At 39.2% G+C, this 14348-nt stretch carries 15 protein-coding genes; 3 read left to right on the forward strand and 12 right to left on the reverse strand.

Translation table 11 applies throughout. From position 1 onward, the window contains the following. Positions 1 to 96: 96 nt before the first annotated feature. The 9 genes from G7074_RS00705 to G7074_RS00745 all read right to left on the reverse strand — a co-directional run bounded on the left by G7074_RS00705 (position 97) and on the right by G7074_RS00745 (position 8525). Positions 97 to 408 (reverse strand): hypothetical protein, encoded by a 312-nt coding sequence (locus G7074_RS00705; RefSeq protein ID WP_124561135.1) that lies wholly within the window; start codon positions 406 to 408, stop codon positions 97 to 99. 214 nt (positions 409 to 622) lie between these two features. Beyond that, positions 623 to 838: a hypothetical protein gene (locus tag G7074_RS00710; protein ID WP_124561136.1), complete on the reverse strand. Its 216-nt coding sequence runs from the start codon at positions 836 to 838 to the stop codon at positions 623 to 625. Beyond that, positions 835 to 1062 (reverse strand): hypothetical protein, encoded by a 228-nt coding sequence (locus tag G7074_RS00715; RefSeq protein ID WP_124561137.1) that lies wholly within the window; start codon positions 1060 to 1062, stop codon positions 835 to 837. Before G7074_RS00715 ends, G7074_RS00710 begins: the two co-directional genes overlap by 4 nt. Then, on the reverse strand, positions 1037 to 2368 hold the full coding sequence (locus G7074_RS00720; protein ID WP_166206136.1) for a hypothetical protein: 1332 nt from the start codon (positions 2366 to 2368) through the stop codon (positions 1037 to 1039). Before G7074_RS00720 ends, G7074_RS00715 begins: the two co-directional genes overlap by 26 nt. 12 nt (positions 2369 to 2380) lie before the next feature. Beyond that, positions 2381 to 4522, reverse strand: coding sequence for a tetratricopeptide repeat protein (locus G7074_RS00725; RefSeq protein WP_166206139.1), 2142 nt, complete (start codon positions 4520 to 4522; stop codon positions 2381 to 2383). 78 nt (positions 4523 to 4600) lie between these two features. Continuing rightward, on the reverse strand, positions 4601 to 5977 hold the full coding sequence (locus G7074_RS00730; protein WP_166206142.1) for a hypothetical protein: 1377 nt from the start codon (positions 5975 to 5977) through the stop codon (positions 4601 to 4603). A gap of 195 nt (positions 5978 to 6172) precedes the next feature. Then, the gene (locus tag G7074_RS00735; protein ID WP_166206145.1) at positions 6173 to 7138 is read right to left on the reverse strand and encodes a hypothetical protein; all 966 of its coding nucleotides are present in this window, start codon (positions 7136 to 7138) and stop codon (positions 6173 to 6175) included. 60 nt (positions 7139 to 7198) lie between these two features. Then, entirely contained in the window at positions 7199 to 7816 is a 618-nt protein-coding gene (locus G7074_RS00740; RefSeq protein WP_166206148.1) for a hypothetical protein, read from the reverse strand. A gap of 85 nt (positions 7817 to 7901) precedes the next feature. After that, on the reverse strand, positions 7902 to 8525 hold the full coding sequence (locus tag G7074_RS00745; protein ID WP_166206150.1) for a hypothetical protein: 624 nt from the start codon (positions 8523 to 8525) through the stop codon (positions 7902 to 7904). Between the two features lie 289 nt (positions 8526 to 8814). Here G7074_RS00745 and G7074_RS00750 point away from each other — a divergent pair, with 289 nt between their 5' ends. Genes G7074_RS00750 through G7074_RS00760 form a run of 3 tightly spaced genes read left to right on the forward strand, consistent with a single transcriptional unit; the run spans position 8815 to position 11378 of the window. Then, complete coding sequence (locus G7074_RS00750; RefSeq protein ID WP_166206153.1) at positions 8815 to 9267, forward strand: hypothetical protein; 453 nt, start codon at positions 8815 to 8817, stop codon at positions 9265 to 9267. 47 nt (positions 9268 to 9314) lie between these two features. Continuing rightward, positions 9315 to 10757 (forward strand): sensor histidine kinase, encoded by a 1443-nt coding sequence (locus tag G7074_RS00755; RefSeq protein ID WP_166206155.1) that lies wholly within the window; start codon positions 9315 to 9317, stop codon positions 10755 to 10757. 6 nt (positions 10758 to 10763) lie between these two features. Then, positions 10764 to 11378, forward strand: coding sequence for a response regulator transcription factor (locus G7074_RS00760; RefSeq protein ID WP_124561145.1), 615 nt, complete (start codon positions 10764 to 10766; stop codon positions 11376 to 11378). 61 nt (positions 11379 to 11439) lie between these two features. On the opposite strand, the gene G7074_RS00765 is transcribed toward G7074_RS00760, so the two are convergent. From G7074_RS00765 to G7074_RS00775, 3 genes are all read right to left on the reverse strand, one after another. Then, positions 11440 to 11814, reverse strand: a complete 375-nt coding sequence (locus G7074_RS00765) for a hypothetical protein (RefSeq protein WP_166206158.1) — start codon at positions 11812 to 11814, stop codon at positions 11440 to 11442. Further along, positions 11811 to 12683 carry a hypothetical protein gene (locus tag G7074_RS00770; protein ID WP_166206161.1) on the reverse strand — a complete coding sequence of 291 codons (873 nt, stop codon included), beginning with the start codon at positions 12681 to 12683 and terminating at the stop codon, positions 11811 to 11813. The genes G7074_RS00765 and G7074_RS00770 overlap by 4 nt, the downstream gene beginning before the upstream one ends. Positions 12684 to 12999: 316 nt before the next feature. Next, entirely contained in the window at positions 13000 to 13374 is a 375-nt protein-coding gene (locus tag G7074_RS00775) for a hypothetical protein (RefSeq protein WP_166206164.1), read from the reverse strand. Positions 13375 to 14348: the final 974 nt, after the last annotated feature.

Below are 14348 nucleotides of genomic sequence, written 5' to 3' on the forward strand. Positions count from 1 at the left end.
TTTAAAATTATCAGATAGTCTTTGAGCGCTAAACTAATTATTAGCCGATGCAGCCGATAATTAGTTTAACCATCCAGAGTTTACCCTTTGGTAAACTTATTGGTTTTTATTTTCGGGCTTGATAGCCGTTTTATTTGAATCAGGAACTACAGATGGTATGGTATCTGCAAGTTTCTTGTTTTTCTTTTTAAACAAGTTGTTCAATTTTTCCCCTGCTTTGTTTATTGCCTTGTCCGTAGCATTGTCGACGGTTTTGTTTACAGCTTTATCCACTACCTTATCAGTAGAGCGGTCAACTGAACTGCCTACTGCTGCTTTTGCTTTTTCTTTGAGTTTACTCAAAAACTGAGCTTGCGCCATCCCTCCTGCCCCAAGGGCAAGGAAAACAATAAAAATTACTTTTTTCATGATCTTGATTTTCTAATAAAAATAGCGCGGCTAGCGGTGCAGGTCAATCATTAAAAAAGATGATTTTTTTTATTAAATGGCAATTATATTCCTATCTGTAAACCATTTACCGTAATCAACCCCATAATCACCATAGCTATCTGTTCCTGAATAATATTTAAAAAGGTCAGCAAATTGCTTTGATATTGTTTTGGATTGGTCATCAATACCACACTTACTGTTTGTCCGTTACTTGTTGCGGCGAGTATAATGTTGCCATGCCTGTATTTGCTCCATCAGTATAGTTCGCACCACCGGAAATTACGTCCCATCCATTTTCTTTTGTGGGCATCCCCATGGAGAGTTCAGTATTTACCTGCACAGTGCTTTTTAACAATTTGTTCCAGCAGGCAGCAAAATCTTCATGAGTAGATGCAGTTGCTTTGCTCATAACTGCTTTGCATAGGCACCGTTTTTTTTATCTGTAATGGATAATTGAATACCGACCTCATTTTTCAATTCTTGCCAGCCCTTGAGTACGGAAATGAAACCACGTCGAAAGTTTGTTTTTGAGCGAGGCTTGTACAGCTCATCGCTACTATCATATTGAATAGCAAAAATATTTTTATATGTTTCATTACCTAACGAATTATTGTAACAGCTTCCTAAACTCATCCAGGTTAAGTTGATCAATAAAAGATTCTTTTACGCCCATTAAAAAAATATAATTTGGCTTGAAACGATACATTACATCGATCAATGCTGGTTTGGTGCCATTGGGCGGATATTTTTTCAGGTATTCCGGGTTGATCTGGTACAGATTGAAACCTTCGCTGCCGGTATAAAATTCGGTGAAATAAAAATTTCCATATATTTCTTTTGAATCGATGTTGCGGTTATAAGGGACAGTAAAAGATTTATTATCAGGTTGGACAACTGCATGTTGGTTCAGCCATTTTTCATCCTTGGATTGCAGCAATCTGGTAACAGCTTGTTTTTTCTGCTCATTTACAGCAAGTATATCCCGGGCACTTTGCTCCTGCAATACCTGTTTGTTTTTTTGATCCTGTAAATAACGGCTTTGCACTTTCTCGGATTCTATGATTGTTTTTGCCAGGTTCTTTATTCTGTCCTGCATATTTGCTACCAGCTCAGGCTTTTCCCTGTCATAATATTCCAGCATATCTTGTAAAAATTTCTTCCTTGTAATGGGAATAAAAAAAGGAATATCGCTGTGCGTAATAAATGCATGGCGATATACAAAATCGTTATTTACAGTAACGAAACCAGAATTAGGAAAGTTAATGCCGTACCCTTTGCCTGGTTTATTCTCAATTACCGGATAAGGACTGAGATTGCCTGCTTGTTCACTATTCAGATCAATAAAACCATCTCCCTTGTTGATGGCATTTACAACCCTGCTGTTTGCAAAACCATAGTAATTAAATATGGCAATAAAAGGAGCATTTACCTGCGGTGAATTTGCCGGAATTTTATAGGCATCGGCATTTCCCTGGAAAGAATTAAACGCTTTTTGAAACGATGGATTTCCATTTACCCTAAGCACTCCCTGGTATTCATCTACAATGGCCAGCTTATGTGTTTGCACATTACATACAAATGCATGAAAGCCCAGGTTGTAGGTATAGCTACAGGCAGAAAACTGATTATAATATATTTTAGAATTTAGCCCAAAGCTGGCTTTGGCCAGCCCACCTGTAAACTGTAGCTTTGGTTTGGTTATGTTTTCAAATGCCTCCATCATTTTTTTTGCATTGGCTATCTCCGTTGAAGAAATACCTTCTTTGCCCCCACCAGTTACGCCGCCAATATGAGCATCCCAAAACCTTCCGGGTTCTTTTAATACACTTTCTGCGGTACAATTATCTTTATTGATTTGCACCTCCCATGCTTTAAAACTGGTTTGTGACTGAGCAACAAACCCACAAAATAACAAGCTGATAAAAAATATTTTTTTCATGTTATGTCTGTTTTATTTTCCAAAAATACCTGTTCCCTGTACCGAGCCGGCTCCTGTATTCAGGCTTATTCTTCCTTCCATGCCTGCTGATGCTGTTACAGGATTGCCAATTTGCCCCGGTTCTGGCATACCGGGAGTAGGCAGACTTGCTTCAGCTTCAACACTACCCTTTATAACTACATCTTTAACACCCGTTCTGTCTATTTCTACATCAACGCCACCCCCCACTTTCGCACTGGCTTCTACAGGGCCCATACGAACATCAACGCCCGTTTTTGGCCCGATACTTACCGTACAACTTTTAAACGAATCACCAAAACCTGCATGATCTAAATCCTGATTCAGTTTTACGCCAATTATAAGTGCATTAAATTCTGTAGTAAGCCCGCTACAATCTAATTTCATTTTAAAGCCCAGGTTTGCTAGTCCCAAAGTCTGACTAAACTCGCTATTGATATTACAGTTGGGATCTTTAAATGTTGTAAGTTTGCCGCCCTTAATTTCACCGGGGTCTGCACAGCCATAACTTACCCCAAGCACTTCTGCTTGTAAGGAAAGATCCTTCAGCCATTGTTTTTTCAAGCCTGCATTGATGCCCGGAAGCAACGCAGGATAGGTAGTATAAAGCGATAAATAAGAAAATTCATTCAGGTATTGCTTTTGCGTGGTTAGATATTCCAGGTACAGTTCCTCGTACTTTGTATTGAATGCAGCAAGGTAAGTATCTACAGCTTTTACAGATTCGTTACAGAGCGCATCATTATTTTCTGTTCCACCTTGCCCAACGTTTTTCCATCTTTCATTAATTTTTTTCATTGTTGCCTCATATTCTTTTTTGTATATGGCGCCATCTCCTTTTACGAAGGCCGCTATTTTTTGCAACACCGCATTTTTTTTATTTTGGAGATTTTCCAATACCATTTTTTCTTTGGCATTCATTTTTTCTGCAAACATAGGAACTGCCACGATCTGCATAGCGCTGCTTTGACTAATAGAGCCTGGATTGGCAATCACCTTGCTCTGGGCATTCATAAATTGTTTTTGCTGCTCTTCTAATTGCTTTACTGTTTGTTTGTTTGATTCTTCGGTGATTTTTTGCAATGGTTTCATTGTTTTATCAATTTCAGCCAAAAATTGTTTCCGTTGCTGCTCATAAATTTTCATGGCTGCATACGATTTGGGAAATTCCATCGGAAAAAAGTTACCAAGGTTCAGCAAGTCATCACTTTTATTAGCCGGTGGAAAATTATTGTAATCGCCTGCGCCCGGTGCATAGCCGAATTGATTTAATTTATCTTTTCGTGCAACTGTATTTCCCTGTTTAAATGCAGCTTTGGCATGGGCAACGGCTGCAGTTTTATCGCCTTTGTTTTCGGCAATAAGGCAGAGGGTTTCGTGTGCTTGCGTATGCGCAGCGGCGATGAGCAATGTACTGTCTAAATATTTTTTCGATTTGTCCATATCGCCCAAAGCAAACCATGCCTGGCCGAGGTTGTTGAGGATGGTGCTGTTCTTTTTAAATTTTGCTTTGAGCTGATTTAAAATAGGGATAGCCATTTCGGGTGCCCCCATCATAGTGAGCATAGATGCATAGTTATTCAGGTTATCGGTATTAGCAGCATCATCTTTACATACCTGCGCCATCAGGCTAAGTGCAATTTGTATGCGCCCCTGCATCCACAACACTGTTGCGGCTTTGCCCATTTCATCTGTATTAGTTCCCTTTTCTTTTAATGCTTTATAAATTTCGTTGGCTTTATTTTTTGCAGCAGGTAATACTGCCGAAAAAGTACGGCCACTTATATTGCCAACGAAGGCACCCATACCAGCTGATGAAGGCGTAACTGCAATAGCCGCTATTGCTTTTGCATCTTTCACAGGAACAATCCGATTGGAAGCACTAGCGCTTGTTGTTGTTTTACTGCTGTTTACCTGTTTTATGGCATTGTCCATCTTTTGCCCTATACCATATTTATTGAGCAAACTGTCGTAGCCCTTTTTCGCCCTGGGATCCATGTTGGAGATCTTTTCATTTAGTTTTTGCATGGCCTCAGCCAATCGCTTCTTATCTGCCTCCATTTGCTCTTTAGAAGGCCTTTGGGCAAAAGAAATGCTGCTAATGAGCATCAGCATAACTGCGATTAAATATTTCATACCTTGGTTTTGTTTTTATCCGGTTAAGGAAGAATTAATTTTTTATTGCTGCTTTCCTGCTTTAAATTGGCATAGGAATTAAATCTTTTGAAAAGAGAGTACTGTTTCTATTTTGTTTTGATCATAATCTCCCTTATACAAACTCATTAAATTTCTCCATTCATTATTACCATATTTCTTGGAATAAAATCTAATGAAGTATTTACTTCCTGCACCTGAACTCGTTTTTCTTTCCAGTACATTTCCTTTAAAAGCAAACACCCCCTCACCCTTAAATTGTTTGCTTTTAATTAGGTCATTGTAATAGTCATAACCTACTGTGTAAGAAGATTGTATTAACACATAATATTTTCCATCTGCATTGTAACTGGTAGCCGTATTTAAACTATTACCATACAACCCACTGCCTGAAACCCACGTACCTGTCAGCTGTTTTTTATAATCCACATTTTTTTCAGCAACCCCATTTATTTTTAAAGTGAATAAAAGAAAATTCAAGGCCATCTCCATCTCGCTGCCCAGTATGTTATCAGCTGAATTAATAATGGCTAGGTTTGCGCCTACCTGTATAACCAGCACGGTACCTTTTATAACCTCACCCCCAGGTTTAGTGATGCTATTGCTTAACATATAATAAGGCAGCCCCTGGCTGGTAACTCCTTTTTCATGATCACCTTTTTCGAATAACTGGTTGTTAGAACCGTTATACAGACTCCAACCATCAAAAACGTCAAAGAAAATATGTTCCATATCTTTTTCTAAACTGCCAGATGATTTTACCATGCTCATGAACTCAATAATTCTTTTTCCGGTATTCGTCGTTTTTTCTAAGGTTAAACTATTTTGCCCCGCATTTAAACTCCAGGTGGGCGGAACAGTAATTGAATAAATATTTTTGCTACCTGAACCATTTGTATAGCTTGTGGGCGAAGCCGGATTTTCATTAACAGGTTTTTCAGTTGCCGTTTCGTTTAGGTTGAGGTTTTTTATAAAATCCAATAGTTGATTTTTATATTTATCGGTATTGGTCATGATGACCACATTGGCCATTTTGCCATTTCCTGTAGCGGTTATCAGCGTTACCCATCCTTTACCAGTACCATCGGTATAATTGGCTTGTCCCGAAATAACGCTCCATCCTTTTTCAGTAGCAGGCGCCTGCATGATTGGTTCCCCGGAAACAGACACGGTAGCTTTTACCAGTTTTTCCCAGCTGGTAGTAAAGTTTTCGCTTGCCGGGGCTGTGCTTGCTGCCGAACGTAGAATAACAGCAGTTGCATAGTTTCCTTTACCATCATTTTTGGTGGACAGTTGAATGCCATTTGCCATTTCTGTTTTATCCCAACCACTGGGTATGGTATAGTTTACTGCATCAAAAGTTTGCTTTTGGGCAAAACAAGTATAACTTACCATCAATAGCAGGTTAAACAGGAGCATATTTTTTATGGGTTTCATCTTTTTAAGGTTTTCATTTCTCAAAATCATTTCAAAATGCCGGCAGTTATACATTAGTGAAGTAAATAGTTATACCCGCTTTTATTATTTGTATTGTTGCCATCGGTAAAACCAGATCCGGTTATTTGAATGTTGAACTTGTAAAGTACATTTTTGGGCAAAGTGGAGAAATTAGCACCTCCAGCTACTCTCGCATCATAGAAAAGTTCTTTTACGTTTCCCGGGTAAAGGGAATTTCACCTGCGTCCAAAGTATTTCCCCGGTAGCCTGCCCGCAACAGGCAGTTTCCAGAAAAGTACTTGGATCATTATCTGTATCTTCAACTCTGCTTTGTAGGCTTAACGAGGCAGTTGATGGAATGGCTGTTTCACCAATATTTTTTAAGGTATAATAAATCCTGACGAATGATGCTGTATCCAATGGGCTCTTTTCTATTTTGGTAATGATAACTTCTATATCTGCCGGGGCTGGTGGCGGCGGTGGAATGGTAAACGAAGATTGAATCGCATTATTTGTAAAATTCAATTCAGAAAATTGCTGCCCAACCCATGTTTGGGAAGCGGTGCCAACATTTGATCTCATTCCATTTACACAGAGTTCAAATGAGTATGCATTGCCCACTATAATACCATTAGTGCCAAATGTATTTCTGCTACTCATAGATTCTCCGGGATTTAGCAATTGATTTATTTCGCTTGTCAGGCTGGTAGAATTGCCACCTCCCATGGCGCCACCATTTATGTAGCCTTGAACTGATAACAGACCTTTTTTTACAGCAGCAGTGCCCACATTTTTTAAGGTATAATTTACGGCGTAGGTATTACCTGTATTGGGAGAAAAGCTAATATTGGTAATCACTATGTCAGGAAGGGCCGCTGGTGTAGTCGTTGGATTCGTTGTAGTGGTGGGCTGATTTGGCGTTTGCGTTGTGCCTGATGGAGGCGTGTATAACATACCTGTTGCCGTTTGCTTCGGCGGAACTATTGATACATTTGTAGTTGGTGTAGTATTCGTCTGTTGCGGTGTCGACGTAATGATTTGTCCTTTAACCTTAGCGTTAATAACCGGTTTAACCAACCCACTTGAATCAATTTTTTTTACTTGTGCATTGCTGCCGATTGCAGCTGCGATGAATAAGAATAAGGTAAGTATTTTTTTCATGGATTTTAGATTTTATGAGATACCTTGTTCATTGGTTAGGTTTTATTATTGAAGATTATATTAAAAATTAGTCCAGGCTGTTCCTTTAACTACATCCCAACCCGACTTGTCGGTTGATCTTAACTTTCCATCTACACCCCAGTTATTATATATCCAGCCGATGCGGTTGGCTTTAAATTTTATTTTGCTGGTACCACTGGCAATATCATCGGTACAGCTCTCCACATTTACATCTTCCAATATGATTTGCCGGGTCAAAATCGGCACCTGATTATTGGTTCTACTCGTTATCGAAATATCTATCCTTGATATGGGAAAAACGGCTGATAGCGGTGCGGTTATCGTTTTTGCAGGTATGGCTGCTAATGCTGTGGCTGCAGATTTCAGATTTATTGTGGTAGCAGCTTTTACAGCCACAATTTGCGTTGGTGCTGTATTCATCATGTTCCTAAACGTACCTACATAACCGCTTGTTGGTACCTCGAGCTCTATCAAAGCAGTATGGTCTACCCCACCTGCTAAATTTGTAATGATGAGTTGGTCTTCATATCCACGGTAGGTAGATGTTCCCTTTACACGGATTCCATCGCTTTTGGTAACTTTCCCGTAAATCGTTGTGGTTTGTGCAAACAAACTTGTGGTAAAAAGGACAGCTAAGAGCAGAAAGGTTGTTTTCATTTTATTATATTTTAAATTCAAAATTTCATATTGTAACAGTACCTGGACAGATCAGTGGATTCTAGCATTAAAAGCCTATGCTGGATTATTCCCTCTTGGTAATAAAAGTTGGAAGCGTATTAAAATAGGCATCGGTTTTACAGAATAAATGCCATTTCATAAAATCGAGGTACATGTCAGAACCTGTAAAATAAATTGTTTTTGAAGGCATAGTTGGGTGCGGGTTTCCGTTTTTATCTTTAAACTCCAGGGTAGCGCTTACTTCATCAATTTTCCAGGCATCCAATCCAAAAAAAGGCCCATTACCTTGTGTATTGTAGAGTATATCTACCATAACACCGGTTTGCCTGTAATGGGCAAGGCTGTTAAAAGCCTGATCGAAACCTGGTGCCTGGGGCAAGGTAAATTCTTTTGTACTCCATACCTTTAGCTCCGGCATGTAATTCTCCATCATGTATCCTTTTTGATAATTATCCGTACCTGATGTTGGATAAACTCTTACAATTAATTTGGAGTTAAGTTCCTTATTATCCTTCCCGGTTTTAACCGTAACTTTTGCAACGGCCAAGAAATAATCGGCATCATTAATGGCAACAAGCGTTGAGGAAGCTTGTTGGATATTCCCACTGCCTTTAACAGGTTTTAAAATTTGTGCATGCAACACAGTTAAAAAACAAATACAAATGATGGTAATAGATAGCTTTTTCATTTTTGTAAAATTTATTAATGTAAAATTAGATTGAGCAACAAGAGCGGACAATCATTAAAAAAGATGATTTTTCATCTATTGGAAGATGAGATAAAATTTCAATCAACAAAGCGGAACCGATTCTATTGCTTAGTTAATATTTTAACTAACTTTAGTTGAAACAGAGAAATAGCAAACCTAAATCAATCAGGCATACTACGCTAAAAGATGGTTTTTAGTTAAGTAACGCTAAAAAAATCATTAAAAAAGACGATAAAAAACAAAAACTGCTATACCTAATTTGCGCTCAATGAAAAAACTACTGACAAGCTTGTTTATACTATTGTGTTTTCTTAATAGCCATGGCCAGGACCTACAAAAAATTGATAGCCTTAAAAGGTTATTGAATAGATCGAAAGAAGATACCAGTAAGGTAAAACTACTCTTTGCCCTTACTTTGGAATATGAAGACCACGACATGAAAAAGGCGATGAGCTATACCAAAGAAGGTGGTCGCCTTAGCAATAGGCTAAACTATACTGCAGGCAAACTGAAGTACAATAAAAGGATGATGTACTTATTTGCAACCCTTACACAGCACGATTCGGCTATATGGTATGGCAAACAGATTCTCAAAATTGCTACCGAAACTAAGGATTCCTTAACCATGGGTATTGCTTACTTTACTTTGGGTGAACGCTATAATTTCAAATCGGATTATGAAACAGGGATAGCCTATAGTTTGAAGGGGTACGTATTATAGAAAGACTGGACACTTCATCCAAAACCAGGGGCACTTTAAATGCCAGTATGGCTGCAAACTATCTGATGATAAAAGACTATAAAAAATCCATTGAATTTGGCAAAAAAGCAGAAATCCTCAATAGAAAAAACAAGAATTACAAAGAGCTGACTTCTACATTACTAAATCAAGGTAATGCCTACGATGCACTGGGACAGGACATCAAAGCAATTGAGGCGTATAAAGAAAGTCTATCGCTATGTGACAAATACAACTTTCCAAGTTTTGTTGCCATGAATTGTGAAGGGATGGTAGAAATTATGGATAGGCAAAACAAATTAGACCAAGTGAAATATTATGCAGAAAAAGGACTGGCAACAGCCATTAAAATAGCAGACAACTTCAATATTATGTCCTGTTATCAAAATTTGTCGGTTTATTACCTAAAAACAAATCAACACACTAAAGCCAAAGAACTACTTTTTAAGGCCCTTGATATCAGCAAGGCCAATGACTATAAGGAAGCAAGGGGAACAATATTACAAAGTCTCTCTAATGTGCTCTACGCAGAGCATAATTATACTCTAGCTTCTCAACATCAAAGAGAAGCTACAAAAATCAGGGAAGATATTTTTACAGAATCGATGGCTCAAAAACATGCCAACGAAGAAGTAAAATTTGAAACAGAAAAAAAAGAAAGCCAAATAAAGTTACAGGCAGCAGAAATACGGCAAAAAAATATCCTTAATTACTTGTTAATAGCCGGGACCATTGCTTTTTTTGCCATTTCTATATTAAGTTACCGCAATTACAGCCACCGCCGGAAATTGCAGCAGGCAAAAATTGACGAACTGGAAACCGAAAAACAGCTCACCGCTACAGAAGCGGTACTAAAAGGTGAAGAACAGGAGCGTACACGTTTAGCTAAAGACCTGCACGATGGATTAGGAGGCATGTTAAGCGGTATAAAATTCTCATTGGGCAACATAAAAGAAAATTTAATCATGACCCCAGACAATGTCCATGCCTTTGAACGAAGTATTGATATGCTGGACAGCTCAATTCAGGAAATGCGCCGGGTGGCACATAACATGATGCCAGAAATGCTCGTAAAATACGGGCTCGATACTGCGCTGAAAGAATTTTGTACCGAAATGGACCGAAGTGGCATGATCCATATCAGCTATCAGTCTGTGGGAATGCAAAACACTGAGATCGCACAAACAACCTCAGTTACCATTTACCGCATCATACAGGAACTGGTCAACAATAGCATCAAACATGCCCAGGCCAAAAATGTACTGGTACAATTGCATCAGTCCCATCAGGAAAAGTTATTGGCCATAACAGTAGAAGACGATGGAAAAGGTTTCAACACTGATCAGCTGAAACAAGCTAATGGAATGGGCTGGCTGAATATCCAAAACCGTGTTGAGTTTTTAAAAGGAAAAATTGATCTGCAGTCCGCACCTGGCAAGGGAACCTCGGTAATGATCGAAATTAATATTTGATAAATAATGAAAGCAGGTATTTTTGTAGTAGACGACCATTACATGGTCATAGAGGGCATCCATTCCCTATTACAGCATGAAAAAACACTGGACTGGATGGGTCATGCCACCAATGCCGAGTCCTGCCATAGTTTTCTAAAATTGCACCAGCCAGAGGTGATACTCATGGATGTAAACCTGCCCGATAAAAGCGGGATAGAGTTATGTAAAGAAGTTAAACAGCTGTATCCGACAATAGCAGTGCTTGGCCTGAGCACATTTAACCAGCAGGCCATTATCCGCAATATGATGGATAACGGTGCATCAGGCTATGTGTTAAAAAACGCGACCAAAGAAGAACTCCTGGAAGCCATAAACACCGTGTTAAAAGGCAAAGTGTATTATAGCCAGGAAGCTTTCAGTTCACTAAGAAAACCTGAGCCCAATCAGCTCCTGATTACCCGAAGGGAAAAAGAAGTTTTATTGTTAATCGCAGAAGGATTGACCAATGCAGCAATTGCAGAAAAACTTTTCATCAGCATCCCAACCGTAAATACCCATCGCAAAAGCCTCCTGGAAAAATTCGAAGTAAAAAATACAGCAATGCTCATTAGCAAAGCTACAAAACTCCAGCTCATCTAATTATGCCACTTGCTACCCATCTCTTGTGATTTAATACCTATACGTATTAACAACATAGGGTTTAAACATTGGTTTTTAACGTATCCTTTAAACCACTCGATGCTTTCTCTTTTACCTTTTTATTTCCATTGGTCTTACCAGGTGTTTGAATGATAAACTTATAGTCCCCTGCTTTCAGTACTTCAAACTGTATCGTATTCTTTTGGTCAACCTTAAGATTGATCATATTCCCTCCCGGATTTTTACCACCCTTTACAACAATACCACCAATCGGTGAGCCAGGCCTTGCAGTCTGGGAAGTATCATTTTGCGTTACCCCCTTCTCATTTATGCTTTTTCCTTCTGATCCATCAGCTCCAGTAAGCGTGAACTGGTAACTCCCGGCTTCCAGTCCCTTTAATTCAAACTCGCCTTTATCATTACTGGTCGTGATCACCAGACTCCCCCGGGATTTTTACCACCTTTCACAATAATCCCACCAATTGGATTTCCCGGGGCAGATTGTATGTTCTGATCCGAAACCTCATTTTTACGCCCAGCTGTATATGTTCTTCCTTTTCTTTTATTCTTAGTAGAGGTTACACCTTTTGAGCTAATGCTTTTTCCCTGAGAACCAGGTTCAATTATTTGGAATATGTATTCACCAGCTTCAGCCACCGGAAATGTGACTTCCCCATTTTCATTTGAAACCGCGATCATATCTCGTGGACCGGGATTTTTCCCTCCTTTCACAATTATACCGCCAATCGGGTTACCAGGAGAAGCTTGTATGTCCTGATTTGGGGTCTCATTTTTACGTCCAGCTGTATATGTTCTTCCTTTTCTTTTATTCTTAGTAGAGGTTACACCTTTTGAGCTAATGCTTTTTCCCTGAGAACCAGGTTCAAGTATTTGGAATATGTATTCACCAGCTTCAGCCACCGGAAATGTGACTTCCCCATTTTCATTTGAAACCGCGATCATATCTCGTGGACCAGGATTTTTGCCGCCTTTAACAATGATACCACCGATCGGGTTACCAGGTTTTACCAAAGCAAACGAATTATTCATGGGATTTTCAGCAGAATTACCACCATGTTCAAATAGTGGGTTTACCAGATTGACACCATTATCACCTGTTTTTATCACTTTCCCTCTTAAACGCCTTTTGCCGGTGCTGTTCCCCAGTGGGACACTAACCCCAAAATTCACACCAAAACTATTATATGCGGCGCTTTGACCAACGGACTTACTGGTCCCCGCCGCCATCTGATCCTGGCTGTAAAATCCCATATCGTTGGCTTTACCCTGAGGCTTAAATAACATGCCATCGTTTTTAACATCCGGGCCAACTGTATAATTGCCTTCCAGATAGAAACCCAGCTTTCCAGGGAAAAAAGCAACGCGCAGTTTAGGGATAAGGGCAAAACCCGTAGTTTTACCTGCCCCTGACTGTATATCTCTTTATTATAGTTTGTGCCGTTCACCGCATTGCTTTGTGTTACACTGAAGGCATTTTGCTTTAAATGAAAATAAGCGGCATTCAAAACGGGTGACAAAGTAAACTGACCAAACGAAAAATTAGCCTGCGCGCCAACTTCTCCCTTAAAACCATTTTGTTTATTCCCTTCACTATTTACCATTATACTGGGTAAAGCTGACTGTCCGGTAATATTATAGACCTGTAAATCAGCAAGATCATAATCTCCATTTCCAGCAAAATATTCGCCCCCGGCATTAAGGCCAATGGTAAAGAAATGCGATGTGTTGCCTGCCGCCCCCCATTTCCAAACAAGGGTACATATATGTTTCCGCCTACAGCGTATCCATTAACAAGGTTTGTTTTTGTTTTGACTGAACTGCCAGGTGTATTTATTCCACCAGCCACAAACAACAACAAATTCCCTCCTGGATTTTTACCACCCTTTACAACCATGCCGCCAGTCGGTGAGCCAGGGGTTTGCGCCATTGCACAAAAACAAATAGTCGAAAAGAAAAGTGTGAAGCGTTTTTTCATATTAAATTTCGTTTGGTTTAATGGTATATCAATTTAATAAAAAAATGTTACCCAGATATTTTTATTTTTTTTTTGCAATACCACTTAATTAAGCTCAGCTAGATATTTGCAATAAAAGCACTGGCAAACAGAATTGATATTTAAAGAAAAACTTGCTTTATCGGGGGTATACCTTTTATCTATTATTCTGCCCTATGCAAAAGAGATTTGTAGAAATTCGGGACATTTTACGGGCGTTTTTTTGTAAAGTACTGATATACTTTTTTCTACCCAAATCAATATCAGTATGAAAATAAATACAAATTTTGCACCATTAATTTTTTGCATTGTCATTTATTGCAGCTATATATCTGGCTGTAGCTCTTCTGATAAAAAAAACGGAACTACCGCAGACTCAGTTACAACTTCGCACCAGTATTAGTTGAACAATCCACAAGCAACACAGAAACATTTACAGAATTTGACCAGAGCACGATCCCTGAATCATCTGAATAGATCGATACATTCCCCTATTTGGTCCTGCTGGATTTTACATCCAAGAAAAAAACGGCTCTTCAGAATCTAAATCCGGATATTCTGACCTTAAAGATCTTAATAAACTGATTATTTTCAATGGCCAGTCCTTTTACCATGCTCAAGGTAAAGTAGCCAGACCTGGAAAAAAAACACGTGCATAAAGCCCCAGTTGTCCACGGGCTTCAGCTACTTGCCTTTACCGCACCTGGGGCCACTTTGTTCCCACACGTGATCAGGGAGATATTTATCGCCTTTACCGAGCTTTCTTGCAAATTCCTGAAGGAAGTCAATGCAGGTGATACGCTATATCCTGCACTGGAGATCATTTCACTAACTCCGCAGGGTGAGACGGGAATAGTTGAAACGGCAGCGACAACCCGTAATCAGCATGGTGAATTGGCACTGTCCGGACCCCACAAGTATCTTTTAAAAAGATAAACAATAGCATAAGCGAATCA

Source organism: Pedobacter sp. HDW13 (assembly GCF_011303555.1).
In the GTDB taxonomy this organism is placed as follows: domain Bacteria; phylum Bacteroidota; class Bacteroidia; order Sphingobacteriales; family Sphingobacteriaceae; genus Pedobacter.